Origin of the sequence: Mucilaginibacter phenanthrenivorans (assembly GCF_024721155.1) — a bacterium.
Lineage (GTDB): Bacteria > Bacteroidota > Bacteroidia > Sphingobacteriales > Sphingobacteriaceae > Mucilaginibacter > Mucilaginibacter phenanthrenivorans.
Map to the genome: position 1 here is coordinate 224,587 of NZ_JAHVAP010000003.1, position 19,429 is coordinate 244,015.

At 45.0% G+C, this 19,429-nt stretch carries 17 protein-coding genes; 8 read left to right on the top strand and 9 right to left on the bottom strand.

All coding sequences use genetic code 11. From position 1 onward, the window contains the following. The first annotated feature begins 7 nt into the window (after positions 1-7). Entirely contained in the window at positions 8-589 is a 582-nt protein-coding gene (locus KXD93_RS07580; protein ID WP_258136377.1) for an HD domain-containing protein, read from the top strand. After that, positions 589-1,458: a YitT family protein gene (locus tag KXD93_RS07585; protein WP_258136378.1), complete on the top strand. Its 870-nt coding sequence runs from the start codon at positions 589-591 to the stop codon at positions 1,456-1,458. Before KXD93_RS07580 ends, KXD93_RS07585 begins: the two co-directional genes overlap by 1 nt. A gap of 93 nt (positions 1,459-1,551) precedes the next feature. On the opposite strand, the gene KXD93_RS07590 is transcribed toward KXD93_RS07585, so the two are convergent. The 9 genes from KXD93_RS07590 to KXD93_RS07630 form a co-directional block, all read right to left on the bottom strand. Then, positions 1,552-1,929, bottom strand: a complete 378-nt coding sequence (locus KXD93_RS07590; RefSeq protein ID WP_258136379.1) for a DMT family transporter — start codon at positions 1,927-1,929, stop codon at positions 1,552-1,554. Positions 1,930-1,939: 10 nt separating this feature from the next. Next, positions 1,940-2,896 carry a sterol desaturase family protein gene (locus KXD93_RS07595; RefSeq protein ID WP_258136380.1) on the bottom strand — a complete coding sequence of 319 codons (957 nt, stop codon included), beginning with the start codon at positions 2,894-2,896 and terminating at the stop codon, positions 1,940-1,942. 136 nt (positions 2,897-3,032) lie between these two features. Then, positions 3,033-4,469, bottom strand: a complete 1,437-nt coding sequence (locus KXD93_RS07600; protein ID WP_258136381.1) for an N-acetylneuraminate synthase family protein — start codon at positions 4,467-4,469, stop codon at positions 3,033-3,035. 17 nt (positions 4,470-4,486) lie between these two features. After that, the gene (locus KXD93_RS07605) at positions 4,487-5,299 is read right to left on the bottom strand and encodes an SDR family oxidoreductase (protein ID WP_258136382.1); all 813 of its coding nucleotides are present in this window, start codon (positions 5,297-5,299) and stop codon (positions 4,487-4,489) included. A gap of 45 nt (positions 5,300-5,344) precedes the next feature. Next, positions 5,345-6,682, bottom strand: coding sequence for an aminotransferase class III-fold pyridoxal phosphate-dependent enzyme (locus KXD93_RS07610; protein ID WP_258136383.1), 1,338 nt, complete (start codon positions 6,680-6,682; stop codon positions 5,345-5,347). An 18-nt stretch (positions 6,683-6,700) separates the two neighbouring features. Beyond that, on the bottom strand, positions 6,701-7,639 hold the full coding sequence (locus KXD93_RS07615) for a transketolase family protein (protein WP_258136384.1): 939 nt from the start codon (positions 7,637-7,639) through the stop codon (positions 6,701-6,703). Position 7,640: 1 nt separating this feature from the next. Then, entirely contained in the window at positions 7,641-8,504 is an 864-nt protein-coding gene (locus tag KXD93_RS07620; RefSeq protein ID WP_258136385.1) for a transketolase, read from the bottom strand. 11 nt (positions 8,505-8,515) lie between these two features. Next, positions 8,516-9,325 (bottom strand): cytidylyltransferase domain-containing protein, encoded by an 810-nt coding sequence (locus KXD93_RS07625; RefSeq protein WP_258136386.1) that lies wholly within the window; start codon positions 9,323-9,325, stop codon positions 8,516-8,518. 22 nt (positions 9,326-9,347) lie between these two features. After that, positions 9,348-10,397 carry a CDP-glycerol glycerophosphotransferase family protein gene (locus KXD93_RS07630; RefSeq protein WP_258136387.1) on the bottom strand — a complete coding sequence of 350 codons (1,050 nt, stop codon included), beginning with the start codon at positions 10,395-10,397 and terminating at the stop codon, positions 9,348-9,350. Positions 10,398-10,607: 210 nt separating this feature from the next. Between KXD93_RS07630 and KXD93_RS07635 the strand changes: the two genes are divergently transcribed. From KXD93_RS07635 to KXD93_RS07660, 6 genes are all read left to right on the top strand, one after another. Beyond that, positions 10,608-11,957, top strand: coding sequence for an APC family permease (locus tag KXD93_RS07635; RefSeq protein ID WP_258136388.1), 1,350 nt, complete (start codon positions 10,608-10,610; stop codon positions 11,955-11,957). A 165-nt stretch (positions 11,958-12,122) separates the two neighbouring features. Then, entirely contained in the window at positions 12,123-13,007 is an 885-nt protein-coding gene (locus KXD93_RS07640) for a cupin-like domain-containing protein (RefSeq protein ID WP_258136389.1), read from the top strand. A gap of 297 nt (positions 13,008-13,304) precedes the next feature. Further along, complete coding sequence (secA, locus tag KXD93_RS07645; protein ID WP_258136390.1) at positions 13,305-16,613, top strand: preprotein translocase subunit SecA; 3,309 nt, start codon at positions 13,305-13,307, stop codon at positions 16,611-16,613. Positions 16,614-16,741: 128 nt separating this feature from the next. After that, entirely contained in the window at positions 16,742-17,212 is a 471-nt protein-coding gene (locus tag KXD93_RS07650; RefSeq protein WP_258136391.1) for an SPOR domain-containing protein, read from the top strand. Next, positions 17,205-18,389 (top strand): M20 metallopeptidase family protein, encoded by a 1,185-nt coding sequence (locus KXD93_RS07655; protein ID WP_258136392.1) that lies wholly within the window; start codon positions 17,205-17,207, stop codon positions 18,387-18,389. Before KXD93_RS07650 ends, KXD93_RS07655 begins: the two co-directional genes overlap by 8 nt. A gap of 81 nt (positions 18,390-18,470) precedes the next feature. Continuing rightward, the gene (locus tag KXD93_RS07660; protein WP_258136393.1) at positions 18,471-19,397 is read left to right on the top strand and encodes a hypothetical protein; all 927 of its coding nucleotides are present in this window, start codon (positions 18,471-18,473) and stop codon (positions 19,395-19,397) included. The last annotated feature ends 32 nt before the right edge of the window (positions 19,398-19,429 follow it).

The window sequence follows — 19,429 nt, forward strand, 5'->3', positions numbered from 1 at the left end:
ATTTTTTATGCGGATAGGCGATGCCGGTGATTTTATTATTAACAAACTGAATGATGAGCTTCCCGGCCATCTGATCTATCATAATTCAAGCCATGCCATTGATGTTTATGACGCGGCAAAACGCATTGGCGAGGCCGAGGGCATTACCGGTGATGATTTGACATTATTATTAACTGCAGCCTATTATCATGACGCCGGGTTCCTGGTTAAGGCAGCAGGCCATGAGGAGGAATCATGCCGGATAGCTCGAAATACGTTGCCAAACTTTGGTTATAACAATGATCAAATAGACCGTATTTGCGGGATGATTATGGCCACGCGACTGCCCCAATCGCCCAAAAATCATTTGGAGGAAATTTTGGCCGATGCAGATCTTGATAACCTTGGCCGCGACGACTTTTTCGACGTTTCTCATAAACTATTCCTTGAAGGCTCGTTTTTCGGAAAGGTTACTGATGAAAGGGAATGGGACATTCAGCAAATCGATTTCATAGAACATCATCAATATTTTACTAAAACAGCCATTAATTTGCGCCAAGCTAAAAAGGATGCTAACTTAGGGCGCATAAAAGCACTGGTGAATTTATAATGAAAAACTTACTATTACCTAATTGGCTGCGTGATACCTTTTATGTTGTAATTGGTATTTTATTTAGCGGATTTGCACTACGAAGCTTTTTAGTCCCCAACAGCTTTTTTGATGGCGGCGTTACGGGGATCTCATTACTTGTACATGAGCTTTACCATTTTAACATAGCCTATGTTATCATTATCGCTAACATCCCTTTTATTATCATGGGCGCGTTCCAGGTTAATAAGACCTTCGCTATCCGTACATTTGCAGCAGTAATAGGCTTAGGACTTTGCCTGTTATACTTTCCGTATCCGCCCATAACATCCGACAAATTGCTGGTATCAATTTTCGGCGGGGTATTCATGGGCATTGGCGTGGGGCTGGCCATCAGGGGCGGCTGCGCACTTGACGGCATTGAAGTGCTTGCGTTGTACACCGGCAAGCGGATTGCGTTTACCATCAGCGAGATCATCCTCGGGATAAACATTGTTATCTTCCTTATCGCAGCCATAAAACTGGGACTGCCAACCTCCCTGTATTCTATTTTAACCTATTACACCGCCTCAAAAACCATCAGCTTTGTGATAGAGGGTTTGGAGGAATATACCGGCGTAACTATCATATCGGGCCAGAGCGAAGAAATTAAAAAACAACTGGTAATGACGCTTGGCCGCGGCATAACCATTTATAAAGGTGAGCGCGGTTTTTTAAAAGACAGCTTTGACATCAGTCACCCGGTTGATATTATCTTCACCGTGGTAACCCGTCTTGAAGTAAGGCGCATGCGTAACCTTATTTCTGATATCGATCCAAAGGCGTTTGTGTTTACCAGCACAATTAAGGAAGCCGCTGGCGGTGTATTAAAGAAAAGAGCAAGGCATTAGTGTTAAGTCAATAGTCTTTAGTCGCTAGTCTTAAGTAAAATAGGGCTCTTTTCTAACTTAGGGCTCAGGGCTTCGGACTCAAGACCCTATTAGCTATTCCGCGCGGATAGCATAGATCTTTAAGCCGAGAATCCCAACCATTATCAACAGCATAAAAAACACTTCGATCCAGGAGATGCGGTGATTGAAAAACACCAGTTCTGCAATTTTTATGAAAATGAGTGTGATGGCTGTCCACACCGCGAATGCGGTGGCTGTCGGGATCTGTTTTATCGCCAGGGAGAAGAGATAGATATTTGCCAGCCCGAACAAAATATAACCCACAAAGGGGATCAACACAGGCAATCCTCCCTGCCACCTGTAAAAGTTGATAAACCTTAACGATTTAAGGTCGCTGAACCTCATAAACTTTAAGCAAAATGTCCAGGCTGATTCGCAGCCGGCGGCAAATAACAGATAGATCCAGGCCAATGATTAAATTTTAAGTGTTGATAGTTTGATATTCATTTTCTACCACTTCGGGTTCAATAGGTATTCGCCGCACCTGTTCAGGCGGTAAAGTATTCTCCTTCTTTTCTACTCCTGCAAGGCGTCTTGCTTTTTTAATAAGATTTGGCCTGAGTTCATAATAATACCTGAACCATTTGTAACGCAACAGGCTTTTTTCATCAAACCGTTTAACCGAAAATGCGTGCTGCAAAAAATAGTCTTTAGGATAATCATAATACAGCCCCCAGTTTTCCGGTTCATTTCCGGGTTTGTGCCCCGGATCGTAAACGGTACCCAAGAGATAATCCCACATCGCAAACTTGGTGGAGAAGTTGGCATGAAATACCTCGCGATAATTGGCATGGTGCCATAAATGCAGCTCGGGCGAATTGAAAATATATTTCAACCTACCCAGCTTCACGTTGATATTGGCATGAATAAACATCCCGAACATAGCATCCAGCATTGCCTTGATCGGGACAACAGCCGGGTCGGCGCCAAGTATTATTATGGGTGCAAATTCAATAGTCTGGTTGATGATAATCTCCAAGGCATGTGAGCGGGAACCAGCCAAAAAATCTACCTCTTTACCCGAATGGTGTGCCTCATGTGTGCGCCATAATATTTTGCTGGAATGTTGCAGGCGATGGAAAAGGTAGATATATAGATCGTGTGTTACCAGGAAGAATAGCACCTGTGCCGCCACCGGCCATTCTTTAAAAAAAGCAAAACCCTGCCAGCTGATATGATGCTGGACCGGGGCAATGATATAGTCAAATATTACTATTTTAAGCACAAAGCTTTGGATAAGCGTATACCAGACCAAATCAATCCAAAACCCCTCCCTGAAAAACGGCAAGCCCTTACGATAGGGCGAAATCCGTTCCCATGCTATGATAAATATTATACAGCAGATTAGGATGGTGGTGGTGATTTGTATTAATGTCATATTATTATAAGTCCAGAGTCCGAAGTCATTAGTCTCGAGTCGTTTTTAATTCAAAGTTCACAAGTGCTTTTCTCTCAATTAAATTATATAAAACACGGACTTAAGACTAATGACTTTGGACTACAGACTCAAGACTTTACACCAGCGATTTATCCCTATATTCCTCACTAATATTAACGCGCAGCCTTTTCATCGGCCCCAGTTCAGATTCGTAAACTTTTTTGATCCCATCACCGGTGGCTGTTTCCACATCGCGGATATCGCGAACCAGGCGCTGGAAGCCTTGCGGCTCAACGGAGGCAGCGTGGTCTGATCCCCACATGGCACGGTCAAGCGTAAAATGACGCTCGACAAAAGTTGCACCTAGTGATACAGCGGCAACCGTGGTAGCGAGGCCTGTCTCGTGGCCCGAATAACCAACCGGCATCCCCGGAAATTTATCAGCAAGCGTATGGATCATCTTAAGATTCAATTCTTCGGGCTTGCAAGGATAAGCAGAAGTTGAATGTGCAATAAGCAATGGATAGTTTTCATCAAACTCCCGCACCAGGTTTACCGCATCGTCAATTTCCTTATTGGTCGACATCCCGGTCGACAGCATCAGCGGTTTGCCGGTTAGCAGGATCCGCCTGATCAGTGGGTAATCCGTAAGTGATGCAGAAGCAAGTTTATATAAAGGTGTGTCAAAGCGCTCCATAAAATCTACCGCTTCAACATCCCAGGTCGATACAAACCAGTCGATGCCCTGTTTCTTACAATATTGGTCGATGGTTGCATATTCTGCGATGCCAAATTCGGTTTTGCGCTTGTAGTCGATATAGGAAATCCTGCCCCACGGGGTATCACGCATAATATCCCATTGATCCTTCGGTACACAAATTTCCGGGGTTCTTTTCTGAAATTTAACAGCAGTTGCTTTTGCAGCAACAGCTTCGTCAATCAGTTGTTTGGCAATTTCAAGCGATCCATTATGGTTAATGCCGATCTCCGCAATGATATAGCAAGGCTCTCCCGAACCAATCTTATGGCCTGTATTCAGGGTGATGGTATGATTGGCTTGCGCTACTGTTTTTGTTTTTTGGTGCGAGGCAATAATCAGCTCGGCAAACTCTCTAAAGCTGCCTTGACCGCCCTTTGCCTCGCATATTATGTTTGCAACATCTTTTACAAACGAGATGGCGTCGGCCGGGCAGGCGGTAACTCCTGCGAGCTTCATTACCTCTAAATCATTGGTATCGTCGCCAATATAGGCTACTTCTTCAGGCAATAGCCCGAGCCGGTTAATGATCTCCTTAAACACTGACTGCTTATCCTTAACCCCCAGGTGCAGCTCGGTGATCTTTAGTTTTTCGGCACGCTTAATTAATGAGGGGGATAGCTCACCGGTAATAATACCTGTTGTAACGCCGGCAAAATTTCGCAGGCGCTCAACGCCCATGCCGTCGCGGATGTCGAACTTTTTAAATTCTTCCCCGGCTTCGCCATAATAAACGCCGCCGTCGGTTAACACCCCGTCGCAATCTGTAAGGAGCAGTTTAATGCGTGAAAGTTTTTCGTTTAACATATTCATCATGTTTTAAGTTTAAATTTTTAAATGGCTGTCCATCCACCGTCGACTATAAGGTTCGCGCCCGTCATATAAGCGGACGCCTCACTGGCTAAAAACACCAATGCGCCCTGGTAGTCGGCAGGATTTGCCATGCGTCCTAATAAAGTTTTAGCGGAATAATTTTGAATAAAAAATTCGTTCTGGGCATTCTCCACGCCGCCTGGCGAAAGGGTGTTGACCCGCACCCCCTTATTGCCCCAATAGGCAGCCAAAAAGCGAGTGAAGTTTACAACCGCTCCCTTGGTAACCGGGTAAACCGGTGATTTATAAAATGTCTGCTCACCGCATTCGTTGCGGTAAATCGATTGGTCGGGGCCTACAATACCGTAGGTCGATGCAATGTTGATGATGCTGCCACTGCCCTGTTCGGCCATTACCGAACCAAAAACCTGCGACGCCAGGAAGACCCCGGTAATATTTACGTCGAGCGACTTTTTAAAGGCATCAAGCGGATAATTCTCAAATGCCGAAAGCTCCTTCGCCATACCCGGATTCTCGAACATGTCGTTTATAGCGGCGTTGTTCACCAATACATCGATAGAGCCATACCGGGTAATTATCTGGTCGCGGGCTACTTTTAATGATCGTTCGCTGGTAACATCTACCCTTAAACCGCCATGTTGTTCGCCCAGGGTTTCCGCAAAGTTTTCAGCGCCTGCCTCATCAAGGTCGGCTACTACAACATTTGCTCCCGCCTCTGCCAATGCCTCGCAGTGTTTTTTACCCAAAAGGCCCAATGCGCCGGTTACAATTGCGGTTTTATTTTTAAGAGAGAACAATTGATTATTGCTCATTTATCAAAGAATATTAACTTAATTTAAGCTTGTTATAGACTTTATTTATACTGATCTTGGCTTTATATTGTAATTGTCTATTTTGCGAAAGACAGCTTCAAGCACTTCTCCTTTGAGGTATTGTTTGATGTTGCCGCTAAGTATTGCCTCTTTCAAAACGGGCATTACATCCCGGTACGCTGATAAGGTGTAGGCTATGTCTTTATCGGTATGGCTGTAGCACATGTTGTGGAAACCGGCCCACAGCACGCCGCGTTTTATCATTTCCTGCTGCATAAGGGTTTTTACTTCCAGGCTGTTACCCGCTTCAGGCGTAAAGGTTACCATTGAGCGGCAGTTGTAGCCGATGCAGCGTGTATAAATGTCCATGCCGGTTTCAATGGCGATTCGGTTATAACCGTCCTTTATTATCGCACCTTTTTCGTCAAGATATTGCGGTACATTTTTGTCGCGCAGCTCGTTAATGGTGGCAATGCAAGCCGCCAGGGATAATGCTTCGCCACCAAAAGTGGTGTAGCTAAAAACTTCCGAATTGAATAGTTCCATCACATCAGCCCTGCCGGTTAACAAGGCTATGGGCATGCCGTTGGCGCAGGCTTTGGAGTAAACAGCCAGATCGGCCTTAACGTCGAAATATTCCTGTGCCCCGCCAAGTGCGATCCGGAAGCCAGTCCACATTTCGTCAAAGATTAACAGGGTGCCGTTGGCTTTACATACTTCAGCAAGCTCCTTCAAAAAGCCGGGCTTGGGCGCCTGGAAAATAAACGGCTCCAATATCAATGCTGCAACGGTTTCATCAAGTGCAGCTTTTATCGACTCGATATCGTTATACTCAAAAGTATACGTCATGTTCTGGATAGCTTCCGGAATACCTGCATTGCGGCTGGTGATACCGATATACCAATCATGCCAGCCGTGATATCCGCAACAAAAAACTTTGTCGCGCCCGGTAAATGCCCTCGCTACGCGAATAGCTGCCGAGCAAACATCGGCACCAGTTTTAGAGATCTTTACTGCTTCGGCATTAGGGATTACCTGTTGAATAAGCTCAGAAAGCTCAACCTCCAGCGGGTGCATTAATGAAAACGTAATGCCGTTTGCCAATTGTTTTTTTATCGCCTCGTCAACCGCTGGGTAAGCATAGCCAAGTGAGATAGGCCCAATGGCCGAGTTAAAATCGATATATTCATTTCCATCAACGTCCCATACATGCGAACCCTCGCCGCGTTGCAGATATTTTGGCGCAACGCCATTGGTAAACTGCCCGGGGCCTTTTGCCAGGGTTTGCGTAACTGGTTTTTGAACCCTTAAAGCGCGTTGATACAATGCGTTTGATTCGGTTATTTCCGGATAATCAGTATTGAATTTTATTGAATTTGGCATATTGTTATTCTCGTTTATTTATTCAGAAAATTGAGGTACAGCCATTTCGGGCTGCCGATAAAAAGTTTTATATCCCAATATTTTTTCAGCTATTTGCTTGCCGGTAAAACCTTCATGCTGCAGCACATTCGGCAGCAGCGTTGGCTTAAACCATCTTTCGTTTAAGGCGAAGGGTAAAACATTTGCGGTTAGGCCGTGTTTAAGCAGCACTTCGGCAACTATGCTATACAGGCCGCCGGTTAAAAAGTGGTCCTCAAGTGTTACTGTAAGGCTGCTGTTGCGGGTAGCTTCCAATATTGCCCGCTCATCTACAGGTTTAAGACTTCGCATGTTAACCAGGCCTACAGATAAGCCTTCGTTTTTAAGGATTTCAACAGCGATAAGCGCCTGCTCAAACAGCAATCCATAGGTCAAAATGGTTACATCATCGCCGGTTGAAATTATTTCAGCTTTTCCCAATTCAAATGGCGTATGAGTATGTGCTGTTTTGCAGGTGTTGATACGCACGTATGACGGCCCGGGATGATTCCAGATCTGTGGCAGCATTTTTACCAAATCATCCTCATCTGCAGGTGCAAAAACCGTCATGTTCGGGATGCCGCGCATCAGTGAAATATCTTCCAGCGCCTGGTGGGTTGGGCCATTTCCGTCTGACAGAAAACCCGGGATAAAGCTGCTCAGCTTAATGGGCAGGTTAGGAATACCCGCATCGGTGCGTACAAACTCAAATGCCCGCATGGATAAAAATGAGGCCAGCGCGTGCACCACAGGGATGCGGCCACGCAGGGCCAGGCCGGCAGCCGCGCCAATCATGGTTTGTTCGGTTATCCCGGTATCTATAAACCGGTTGCCCAGTTTACCGGGAATGTTTCTCACCAGCGCACGGTTTTCTGCCGTCATCACTATAAAGCGTTCGTCGGATAAGGCAATCTCTGTTAATAATTCTTCGTAAGTCATGTTACCTCACTACTAAAGTTTCTGAAGTCAATTGGGTTAGGTGTTCGCCGTGGAGTTCCTTTAGCAGGTCATTGACCTCGGAGGCGTTAAAATTGCAGAACCACCTGTCGGCACGGCGCTCAATACTTGGTAATCCCTTACCACGAACGGTATCTGCAATTACTACGTTTAGCTTACCTGTTTCAAAGGGGTAAGCTGAAAAGGCATTGTGCAGGGCATCAAAATCGTGCCCGTTTATGCGCTTTACTGCTGCTCCAAAAGCAGTAAATTTATCGTGCAAAGGTTCCAGCGGGATGAGGTCTTCAGTTGCCATGTTCGCCTGGAACTGGTTACGGTCTACCACGAAGATCAGGTTGTCGAGCTTATAGGCGTTGGCAACCAAAACGGCTTCCCAGCAGGTACCCTCGTTTAATTCACCATCGCCCATAATGCAGATGACCTTGTTGGTGCTGCCCTTTATTTTGAGATCCAGCGCAACGCCGATAGCTACCGACGGCAAATGGCCCAGTGAACCTGAATGAAATTCAATGCCCGGAATTTTGGTATTGGGATGCCAGTAGATATTGTCGTTTACCGACAAGTGGTTTTTTAGGCGTTCGGGGTCCAATAAGCCCAACTCCGCAAATGTTCCATATAATGCCGGTACGTCGTGCCCCTTTGACAGGAACAAATAGTCGCGGTTTGGATCGTCGAGGTTATGTTTGTTGATGTTAAGGAATTCTGCATACAGGTAAACGATCAGGTCGGCAGCTGAGAGCGAGGCGCCCACAAAACATCCGCCGTCAGTCGACATTTTTATGATATGCTCCCTTACTTTTAAAGCTATGGTCTCAAGGTTTTTTGTTGGTGTTGCTACGCTTTGCATAGGTGTATTTTTTAACTAATGGTCTGTTTGGTTTGCGACGACGATACAGTGGTTAACTCATCTAAATGATTGCGGTACCAGTTCACGCCCGCGTAGTGTGCGTTTATGTCATAGATATCCGGCTTTTCATCAAGCAGGTTTAAAATATCCCGGCAGGAAAACTTGGGATTAACAGGATACAATTCTTCATAAACCCTTTTTATAAACTGGTAATCGGCTTCATAGTCTATAGTAAAACGGTGCGACATGGAAAGGTCCTCACCCGTTTTCCAAAGCACATTTCCTATTCTGAACTTGTCGGGGTTCTCCCATATATATGGGGTAGTGTGTTCCAGCTCAAGCGGGCGTTTTGCTTCGCGCCATGCCTTTTCAAGGCAACCGATGCTCATGATCTCTACATCGTTTCCGTCGGGGAAAGTGGCCGGGTGCAGGTTGCTTACAAAATCATATTCGCCGGCTTTGGCAAAGTAGTAGCCGAGCATTTCGTCCAAAATAACCGGATCTATCAATGGGCAGTCCGATGGGATCTTAACCACATGATCGGCATTAAAGAGCATTGCCGCCTGGTAGTGGCGATCGAGCAGGTTATCCAGGCTTCCGCGAAAACACGCGACCCCCATTCTTAACGATTCCTTTTCTATCACATCGTCTTCAGTTCCAATTGGCGCAGCAACCACCAACTGTACATCATGACGTACCATCTTCAGTCGCTCAATCATCCGGGATAAAAGGCTTTTGCCTAAAATGGGTAGCATCACCTTACCCGGCAGGCGGCTTGACGACATCCGGGCTTGTACCACTATTACTGTTTTCTCAGTCATTGGCATTTGCTTTAATGGGTGCTCAAACGTATTGTACCTCAGTCTGTTCAACGGGCGTCGGTCGGAGGATAAACTGTTTCACAAACTCACCTTTGTTTTCCTCAAATTCCAGGAAGCTGCTGCATACCTGTGCAATGTTGCTTGCGGAGGTTCCTCCGTTCTGAATAGGCGCCAGGCGTTTCAATTCTTCCACGTCAAAATAGGAATGTACTTTTTTGCCGAGCGCGATGCCGGTATATACCACGGTTGAGTATTGCGTTACCAACTCGCAACAGTTCGCTATCATGTGGTTGGTATTGCCGCTGTGATAAACCATTGTTCCTGCAGGCGCATATTTGCGGATCTCTGCTTCGGCCCGGTCATATTTTTCGTTTGGATGCAGCTTAAATAGCAAGCGCCTGCCGGCGGCTATTTTCACAGCGTGTTTTATAAAGGCCGGGCGGTTTTCAAACCTGTAAGTTTCTCGCATGTCTGACGTTGCCACCATAACATAATCACGGAACGGGAAATCATTATTTATAAATTCCAGGTGGTTATCATAATTGGGGAGGCCTGTCACAATCAGTTTACCGGCATCGGTTCCATTTTGGGCAAAATAATTTTTGTAGCCTTCGGATGCCGCGCAGTAAACGTCACAAATATTTGTAGACCCATTCAACGAGGTATCGCCTGTAAAGTAGGGTGGCAGACCGAGCTTTTTTATTATACCGGTTAACAGCGTGCGCTTATCAATCATTCCCTCCTGCACCCAAATTGTTTTGGTTTGCCTGAATTTATTGGCTATTACCATATCGGTGCAGTAAACCACCAGGTCGTATATGTTTTTATCACCGCCATAGTCAATCTGCAAGTCATGCTGTCGCAGGTAGTTTTCAGATTTTGCCCTGAATTGCCCCTTAAGTACCGTGCCGTCAGCAAATGGGGTGTATTTTATTACCGCCTTTAAAAATGCGGAGTCGGGAAACAGCTGGCTAAACCAGCAATCGTAGTTGTCAGAGAGGTGTTTTGAGATCTGGTGCATCTGGGTAGTTTGATTGATGGAACCAGTGATAAATAATATCTTTCTCCTCATCGCTTTTGCTTTATAAAAAACTAAAAATACTAATTAGCTTTTGGCACTTTAGCAGGCGGAAGGAAACGTAACATATTATTAATCTTTGTTTAATGCGTTTTGAAAAATTAGCTTCGTGGGCCATTTTTTAAAAATTGCGATTAACTTTTTTTGAAGAAAAACTTTAAATTAATTAAACATTTAAAAGCAGAAACAATATTTTTATGGCCTATGCCGGCATCCTTACCATCGAGAAAGATCAGACCAATTCAGCTTATTGCGGTTATCTTTTTCACGGTATCCGGCGGCCCATACGGTTTGGAACCATTGCTAACTTATGCAGGCCAGCATGGCGCCTTGTTGTTGCTTTTGATAACACCACTATTGTGGGATGTACCTGCAATTTTTACGGTGCTGGAACTGAACAGCATGATGCCCATAACCGGTGGTTATTATAAATGGGTAAAGCATGCACTTGGTACACGATGGGGTTTTTTTGAAGGTTGGTGGACCTGGCTTTACACGTTTGTGGACCTTGCCATTTATCCGGGACTTTTCGTGTTGTATGCCTCCTACTTTTTCCCGGTACTTGCTGAACCCGGCTATCGCATTGCTTTATGTTTATGTGTTGTTTGGGTTTCGGCGTTAATAAATATTTTAGGGATAGTTCCGGTTGGTAAAACTTCGTTGTTTTTAGGCGCTGTGGTGATTACGCCTTTTATCATCATGTTCGTGCTTTTTTTTGCGCATCATACAAATAACATCAATGTTCCTTCTCCGTCGGTTAAGGGCCTTCCCTTTCCGTCGCTGGCAATGGCGTTATATACGGTGATGTGGAACTGCCTTGGCTGGGATAATGTAACCACCTATGCCGAGGAAGTTGATAAACCGGTGCGCTCATACCTTACCTCGGTTTTCACAGCCTTTGTTATGGTGATATTGCTTTATTTCCTGGTGATCTTTGTTACCCAGCAATCGGGCATAAGCAACGATGTGTTACAGGATAAGGGCTTCCCCGCAGTTGCCGAACTAATAAGCGGTAAATGGCTGGGCCGCCTGATCGCCTTTGCGGGCATGGCCAGCAGCCTTGGGATTTATGCGGCAGTATTGCTCTCCGTATCCAGGGTACCGAGCGTAATGTCTGACGATGATCTTTTGCCTAAAGGATTAAACAAGCAGCATTCGCGGTTTCAAACACCTTATATATCTATATTGGTATGCTCCATTATTGTAAGCTTGATGGTCCTTTGGCCCTTTGGCGATCTATTGATCATCGATGTTACCGTATACGGTGCAGGTTTATCACTTGAATATATCTCCTTAATAAAACTCCGTATCGCGGAACCGAGTACACCACGGCCGTTTAAGATCCGCCTCGGCATCCCCGGACTTTGCCTAATGATATTGCTGCCGGTAACCGTTTATTTTGTTGCGCTGGCCGGGGCATTTGCATCGCAGGAACATGCGGTTTGGGCCGCAGTTTTTGCAATCGTCGCCCTGTCGAGCGCTGAGTTGGTTTGGCGGATCATTGTATGGAAAAAGCCGTACCACAAAAAGAACAGCCTGTATTCGCTCAAATAACTTTAATAAGATTCCTGGCATAAATGCGGAATAAAAAACATAACACTCTCCAGCTGGTTTCCGTATAAACCCGAAGCTTCTTTTATTTTAATGCAAAATGGCTGTTTATCAGTGCGCTGCTAAAATAGAAGCGTGGTTGAATATTTTATTGTAAATTAGATGAATATGGTTGCTGAGCAAGTGCAAACTAAACCAAACTACAGGAATATCAAATCGATAGACAAGCGTACAAACTTGTCGCACGAAGATTTTATTAACGAGTACGTTAATAAATCGCTCCCGGTAGTGCTTACCGATGCTGCGAAGGATTGGATGGCGATGGGTAAATACACACCGGAGTTCTTTAAAAAGAATTATCCAAACATCACTAAAACCATCAATGGCGTTACCTACAGGATGGACGATTTTATCGACCACATGCTGGTTGCTAATGCCGATAATAAAGCCCCATATCCCTATAATTTTAATGTTGAAAAAGTATTTCCGGAATTGATGGCTGACTTTTTACCTGAGATTATTTATGGCAATATCGACAGGATCAACCATCCGTTAATGCCTAAGAAATTTTTGCAGGGAACGACTGTATACGAAATATTTTTAGGAGGCAATGGCAGCAGCTTCCCGTTTCTGCACTATGATGCATTGTTTATGCACACGCAGATAACGCAGATCTACGGCTCGAAGATCTTTATCATGTACCCGCCTGATCAAACCCCCAATATGTATCCTTACCCGGATAATCCGAAATTTTCACAGGTGAATTTTCATGAGCCGGACTATGAGAAATTCCCCCTTTTTAAAGAGGCACAGTCGATAGAAATTACTGTTGAAGAGGGTGAAACCATTTTGTTTCCATCGGGCTGGTGGCACACAACCCGCATCACCGAACCATGTATCTCATTAGGGCGTGCACAACTGAATGCCCACAACTGGGATAACTTTATCCAGGACCGTTACGATAACTGGAAGAAAAAGATCTCGATTTTTGCGGCGCCCGTATTGGCCTATGGTAAAATAGTGGGTGGAATAATGAACGCACAGGACAAGTAATTGTAATTGCACCGATTGGAAGCAGATTTCACCGATTGAGAAAGGTTAGCGAATTTTCGCCTGGATCGCTTTCAAGTTAAATAATTTTAATCCATCAATCTGCTAAACAGATTAATGGATTTTTTATTTGGATGTAAATATTTTCAAATTAAATCGGTGTAATCACTTCTCAAAAATCGGTGAAATCTTCTTCCAATCGGTGTAATCCAAATCAAAACCTTAACTTTGCCTGTCATAATGGCTCAAAAATTGCCGTGGCGCAATTGTTGAGTTTGTTTTGCAACATATACAGATAGCATGTTAAATTTTATAAGTAAGCTTTTCGGAAGCAAATCAGTTAGAGACGTAAAAAGCATATTGCCTATTGTTGAAAAAGTTAAGGCTGAATTTGCCAAGCTTGGCGATTTAACTAATGACGAGCTCAGGGCAAAAACCATAGGCTTCAAGGAAACCATTGCTGAAGGCCTTGCCGCCATCGATGAGGAAATTGCTGCCATAAGGGAACGTACCGACAATGAGCCCGACATGGATGTGAACGAAAAGGTTGAGCTGTATACCCAACTGGATAAGCTTGAGAAAGATCGTAATAAGGAATTGGAAGTGATCCTGATGCGTATTCTTCCTGAAGGATTTGCCGTTGTAAAGGAAACTGCCAAAAGGTTTACCGAAAATAAAACCATTGAGGTTACTGCAACCCAATTCGACCGTGATTTGGCTGCACGTAAACAAAACGTAATTATAAAGGGCGATAAAGCCATACACCATAACACCTGGCTTGCTGCCGGAAACGAAGTTACCTGGAATATGGTGCATTACGATGTACAGCTTATTGGCGGTATAGTATTGCACCAGGGTAAAATTTCGGAAATGGCTACGGGTGAGGGTAAAACATTAGTGGCCACCCTTCCTGCTTATTTAAATGCACTTGCCGGCCAGGGCGTTCACATTGTAACGGTGAATGACTATCTGGCACGTCGTGACTCGGAATGGATGGGCCCGCTGTATGAATTCCACGGGTTATCAGTTGATTGTATTGATAAACATGAGCCAAATTCAGAAGAAAGACGTAATGCATATCAATCAGATATAATTTTTGGTACCAATAACGAGTTTGGTTTTGATTACCTGCGTGACAATATGACACGCAGCCCAGAAGAACTGGTACAGGGTAAGCTACATTATGCTATGGTGGATGAGGTTGACTCGGTATTAATTGACGATGCCCGTACACCATTGATCATATCAGGCCCGATTCCGCGTGGTGATGAGCATGAGTTTTATGAACTGAAGCCACGCATTGAGCGTTTGGTTAATGCACAAAAAAACTATGTGAACGGCGCTTTGAATGAAGCAAAGAAAATGATAGCCGAGGGCAAAACCGGCCCTGAAGAAGGTGGTTTAGCTTTATTGCGTGCCTTCCGTGGTTTGCCGAAAAGCAAGGCGCTGATTAAATATTTGAGCGAAGGCGGCAACAGGAGTCTTTTACAGAAAACCGAAAACTTTTACATGCAGGACCAAAGCAAGGAAATGCACAAGGTTGATGCTGAGCTATTCTTCGTTATCGACGAAAAGAATAACCAGGTTGAGCTTGCTGAAAAAGGTATTGAGCTGATCACCGCTTCGGGCGAGGATCCGCATTTCTTCGTGATGCCGGATGTTGGTTCTGAAATTTCAGATATCGAAAAATCACAATTGCCGGCCGAAGAAAAAGTTGGCCGTAAAGATGAGCTGATGCGTGATTTTTCTATCAAGTCTGAACGTATCCACTCTGTTAACCAGTTATTAAAGGCTTATACACTGTTTGAAAAGGATACTGAATACATCCTGGACGAAGGCAAGGTAAAGATTGTGGATGAGCAAACCGGCCGTGTGCTGGATGGCCGCCGCTATTCTGATGGCTTGCACCAGGCTATTGAAGCTAAGGAAAACGTTAAGGTTGAAGATGCTACCCAAACCTTTGCAACTATTACCCTGCAAAACTACTTCCGTATGTACCACAAGCTTTGCGGTATGACGGGTACTGCCGTAACTGAAGCCGGTGAGTTTTGGGAGATCTATAAACTGGATGTGGTTGAAATTCCAACCAACACCAATATCAGCCGTGATGACCGCGAGGATTTGGTTTACCGTACTGTACGTGAAAAGTACAATGCAGTTGCCGAAGAAATTGCAGCCTTAACCAAAGCCGGTCGCCCGGTACTGGTGGGTACCACATCTGTTGAAATTTCAGAATTATTGAGCCGAATGCTTAAGCTGCGCGGCATTAAACATAACGTACTGAATGCCAAACTGCACCAAAAAGAAGCCGATATTGTGGCTGAAGCAGGTACAGCTGGCACCGTTACCATTGCTACCAACATGGCTGGTCGTGGTACGGATATAAAATTAGGGCCAGGCGTTAAGGAAGCCGGTGGTTTAGCCATCGTTGGTACTGAGCGTCATGAGTCGCGCCGTGTTGACCGCCAGTTGCGTGGTCGTGCAGGCCGCCAGGGTGACCCGGGATCATCGCAATTCTTTGTGTCTCTTGAAGATAACCTGATGCGTTTGTTCGGTTCTGAAAGGATCAGCAACCTGATGGTGCGGATGGGTATTGAGGAAGGCGAAGTGATCCAGCACTCCATGATCTCGAACTCTATCGAGCGTGCGCAGAAAAAGGTGGAAGAAAACAACTTCGGCATCCGTAAGCGCTTGCTGGAGTATGACGACGTAATGAACTCACAGCGTACCGTTATCTACTCAAAACGTAAAAACGCCTTGTTTGGCGAACGTTTGGAAGTGGATATCAACAACACCATTTTTGATGTGGTTGAGGATGTGGTTACGGAGTATAAGGAATCAAACAATTACGAAGGCTTTACGCTGGAGTTGATTCGTTTGTTCTCTGTTGATGTAGAGATTTCGCACGATGATTTTACTTCAAAAAACATCAATGCGCTGGTTGATATTGCCTTCCAGGAGATAAATGAGTTTTACAAACGCAAGCAGGAAGCCATTGCTCAGCAAGCCTATCCTGTTTTAAAGGATGTGTTTGACACCCGCGGCGAGTATGTTGAAAACATAGTTGTTCCGTTTACCGATGGTATTAACGGTATCCAGGTGTCTGTTCCGCTTAAAAAGGCTATTGCTAATAAAGGACAGGAAGTATTTAAATCGTTCGAGAAGAACGTTACCCTGTACCTGATAGACGATGCATGGAAGGAACATTTGCGCGAAATGGATGAGTTGAAACAATCTGTTCAGAACGCCGTTTATGAACAAAAGGACCCGTTATTGGTTTACAAGTTCGAAGCGTTTAACCTGTTCCGCGGAATGCTGGCCAGTGTGAATAAGGATTTGGTTAGCTTCCTTTTCAGGGGCGGTATCCCGGTTCAGCAGGAAGCTGAAGAGATCCGTGAGGCAAAACCTCAGCCAAAACTCGACCTTAAAAAAATGCGCACCTCTAAGCCTGAGCTGGTAAGCGAATCAAACGGCGTGCCGATGATGGACATGGGCGAGCCGCAAAAAGCTACCCCGATTAGGGTTGAGCAAAAAATAGGCAGGAATGACCCTTGTCCTTGTGGCAGCGGTAAAAAATTTAAAAACTGCCACGGTGTTGGGCAGGCGTAAGAAATAAAAAACTTGTCATTGCGAGCGAAGCGCGGCAACCTCGTAGCCATACATGTTCGCCATGCACAGCTACGAGGTTGCTTCGTCGTACCTCCTCGCAATGACAATAGATATAGAAAATTATCATTATGAAAAATGCACTATCTTATTACCACGCTAAGCTTAGCAAAATAGGATACTGCATTTTTTTTATATCAATACTTTTACCCGCGCTGGCTTCGGCGCAAACCCGTGGAACAGTGCAGGTGGTAAAGGATCCGTTGATAGACACGCTGATAGCCAAACGCCCGTCGTTGGGTAAAAACATTGCTGCGGGTGGCGGTGCAGAAGACGGATCATCCAGCGGTTACCGCGTGCAGATCTTCTTTGGTTCCAGCAGGCAGGCTGCCTACAACGCCCAGGCAAAGTTTAACGAGGAATACCCCGAGCTGCGGACTTATGTCAGCTACAGTGAACCCAATTTTAAAGTGCGTGCCGGCGATTTTCGTACGCGACTTGAGGCACAGAAATTAGTACAGGAAATAAGGCCCATGTTTACCAGCCTGTTTATTATTTCCGAAAAAATAAATCCCCCAAAAACAGATCCATCCAATGATTAAAGAGCAGATCCAGCAGTTATCACAAACTATATTTAACGACGTTGTGGCTAACCGCCGCCATTTGCACTCGCATCCCGAGCTTTCATTTAACGAGGTAAATACCTCCGCGTTTGTTGCCGGCAAATTGGATGAATTGGGACTGACTTACGAGCGCATGGCTGATAACGGACTTGTTGCGTTGATTAAGGGTGAAAAACCATCAGATCGTGTAGTTGCCCTGCGTGCCGATATGGATGCGTTGCCAATTACCGAAGCAAACGAGGTAAGCTATAAATCACAAAACGTTGGTGTAATGCATGCCTGCGGACATGATGCGCATACATCATCCTTACTTGGTACCGCTAAAATCTTAACCGATTTAAAAAGCGAGTTTGGCGGAACCGTAAAACTGATCTTTCAACCGGCAGAAGAAAAACTGCCTGGTGGCGCCAGCCTGATGATTGCAGAAGGCGTGTTGGAAAATCCAAAACCACAGGCCGTATTGGGACAGCACGTAATGCCCCTGATTGAAGCGGGTAAGGTAGGCTTCCGTGCGGGTAAGTACATGGCCTCTACAGATGAGATCTATGTAACCGTACATGGCAAAGGCGGCCACGGTGCACAGCCACAACAAAACGTCGACCCGGTAATTATTACCGCGCACATATTAACGGCCCTGCAACAAGTGGTAAGCCGCTTTGCAGATCCGAAGAGCCCATCGGTGCTTTCATTTGGAAAGGTGATTGCCAATGGCGCGACCAATGTGATTCCTAACGAAGTTTATTTGGAAGGTACTTTCCGCACCATGGATGAGAAATGGCGTAATGAGGCCCATATCAAAATGAAAAAAATGGCCGAAGGCATAGCTGAAAGTATGGGCGGCAGCTGCGATTTCAATATCATGAGGGGCTATCCTTTCCTGATCAACGAAGAAAAACTAACTGCCGCAACCCGTGGCCATGCCGAAGATTATTTGGGTAAAGAAAATGTGCTCGACCTTGATATCTGGATGGCTGCCGAAGACTTTGCCTATTACTCACAGGTTGCCGATTCTTGTTTTTACCGTTTAGGTACCCGTAATGAAAGTCGCGGGATTACTTCATCTGTACATACGCCAACCTTTGATGTGGAAGAAGATGCGTTTAAGATCAGCACCGGTTTAATGGCTTATCTGGCGGTTAAGCAGTTGGGGAATTAGTTTGCAGTTCATAGTTGATGGTTCATAGATCATAGCAGCTTCAATTTCAATAGTTATGTGTCCTTCTTTTGGCCATGAACCATGAACAAATTCTTTTTAATTACTTTCAGCTTTCTCCTTTTTGCTTTCAGCCTAAAAGCGCAGCAAATCAAGCGTTTTAATCCTGATACAATCCGGACCATCGTTATTGATTCTGCAATAAATATCACTTCGCATAAATTAAACGCACAGGATTTTATTGATGCTGTACTGGCCGACACCGGCTTTTATCGGGCGTTTCAAAACATGAAACAGTTTGGCTTTATGGCCGAGAACCGCATTTATACCTACGATAAAAAGAACCGCGTAGACAGTAAAAGCTATCGCAAAATAAAGCACAGCTATATCGGTGGTAAACCCAAAATTGAATACCTCGCCAAGGTCGACAGCGGTTCGGTTTATAAAAATAATGGCAAGCCGCAGCTTTACACCGTGGAGATGTTCGACTATATTTTTACCAATGCTTATAAATCTAATTTTATGCCCGGGGCAATGCGCCAGGGTGGTGGCGATAAGAACGAAAGCTATAAGTCCAAGTTAAAAACGCTGATCTTTGCACCGGGCCATAAAGTAACCGGGCTGCCATTCCTCAGCAGCAAAACCGAGATCTTCGGTAAGGAGATGCGGAACTATTATTTCTACCAGTTTGCAAGGGGAAAGTATCTTGATTCCATCCCCGTATACCGTTTTAAGGTGATCCGCAAACCAAGCATAGCAGATAATGATGTGGTGATAAAGGAGCTGACAACCATTTTTGATATGCGTACCTTCCAGATCCTCGGCCGCTACGTCGATCTTAAATATCACAATATGCTTTTCAGCTTTGATGTGCAGATGAACATCGAGCTAAATAAAGTAGATGGTGAATTGCTGCCTGCCAAAATAACCTACCAGGGCAACTGGGATGTGCCATTCCATAAAACAGAGCGGGCGAGCTTTCTGATTGTGCAGAAGGACTATAACCGTTGATTTTTGAAGACTTACGAAGTTTTTAAAACTTC

Coding starts and splice junctions, on each gene's coding strand:
- KXD93_RS07655 (WP_258136392.1), top strand. CDS start 17,205: ATGATTAAAGAGCAGATCCAGCAGTTATCACAAACTATATTTAACGAC.
- KXD93_RS07580 (WP_258136377.1), top strand. CDS start 8: ATGCGGATAGGCGATGCCGGTGATTTTATTATTAACAAACTGAATGAT.
- KXD93_RS07635 (WP_258136388.1), top strand. CDS start 10,608: ATGCCGGCATCCTTACCATCGAGAAAGATCAGACCAATTCAGCTTATT.
- secA (WP_258136390.1), top strand. CDS start 13,305: ATGTTAAATTTTATAAGTAAGCTTTTCGGAAGCAAATCAGTTAGAGAC.
- KXD93_RS07605 (WP_258136382.1), bottom strand. CDS start 5,299: ATGAGCAATAATCAATTGTTCTCTCTTAAAAATAAAACCGCAATTGTA.
- KXD93_RS07640 (WP_258136389.1), top strand. CDS start 12,123: ATGGTTGCTGAGCAAGTGCAAACTAAACCAAACTACAGGAATATCAAA.
- KXD93_RS07600 (WP_258136381.1), bottom strand. CDS start 4,469: ATGATGAATATGTTAAACGAAAAACTTTCACGCATTAAACTGCTCCTT.
- KXD93_RS07620 (WP_258136385.1), bottom strand. CDS start 8,504: ATGCAAAGCGTAGCAACACCAACAAAAAACCTTGAGACCATAGCTTTA.
- KXD93_RS07625 (WP_258136386.1), bottom strand. CDS start 9,325: ATGACTGAGAAAACAGTAATAGTGGTACAAGCCCGGATGTCGTCAAGC.
- KXD93_RS07610 (WP_258136383.1), bottom strand. CDS start 6,682: ATGCCAAATTCAATAAAATTCAATACTGATTATCCGGAAATAACCGAA.
- KXD93_RS07595 (WP_258136380.1), bottom strand. CDS start 2,896: ATGACATTAATACAAATCACCACCACCATCCTAATCTGCTGTATAATA.
- KXD93_RS07615 (WP_258136384.1), bottom strand. CDS start 7,639: ATGACTTACGAAGAATTATTAACAGAGATTGCCTTATCCGACGAACGC.
- KXD93_RS07660 (WP_258136393.1), top strand. CDS start 18,471: ATGAACAAATTCTTTTTAATTACTTTCAGCTTTCTCCTTTTTGCTTTC.
- KXD93_RS07650 (WP_258136391.1), top strand. CDS start 16,742: ATGAAAAATGCACTATCTTATTACCACGCTAAGCTTAGCAAAATAGGA.
- KXD93_RS07585 (WP_258136378.1), top strand. CDS start 589: ATGAAAAACTTACTATTACCTAATTGGCTGCGTGATACCTTTTATGTT.
- KXD93_RS07630 (WP_258136387.1), bottom strand. CDS start 10,397: ATGAGGAGAAAGATATTATTTATCACTGGTTCCATCAATCAAACTACC.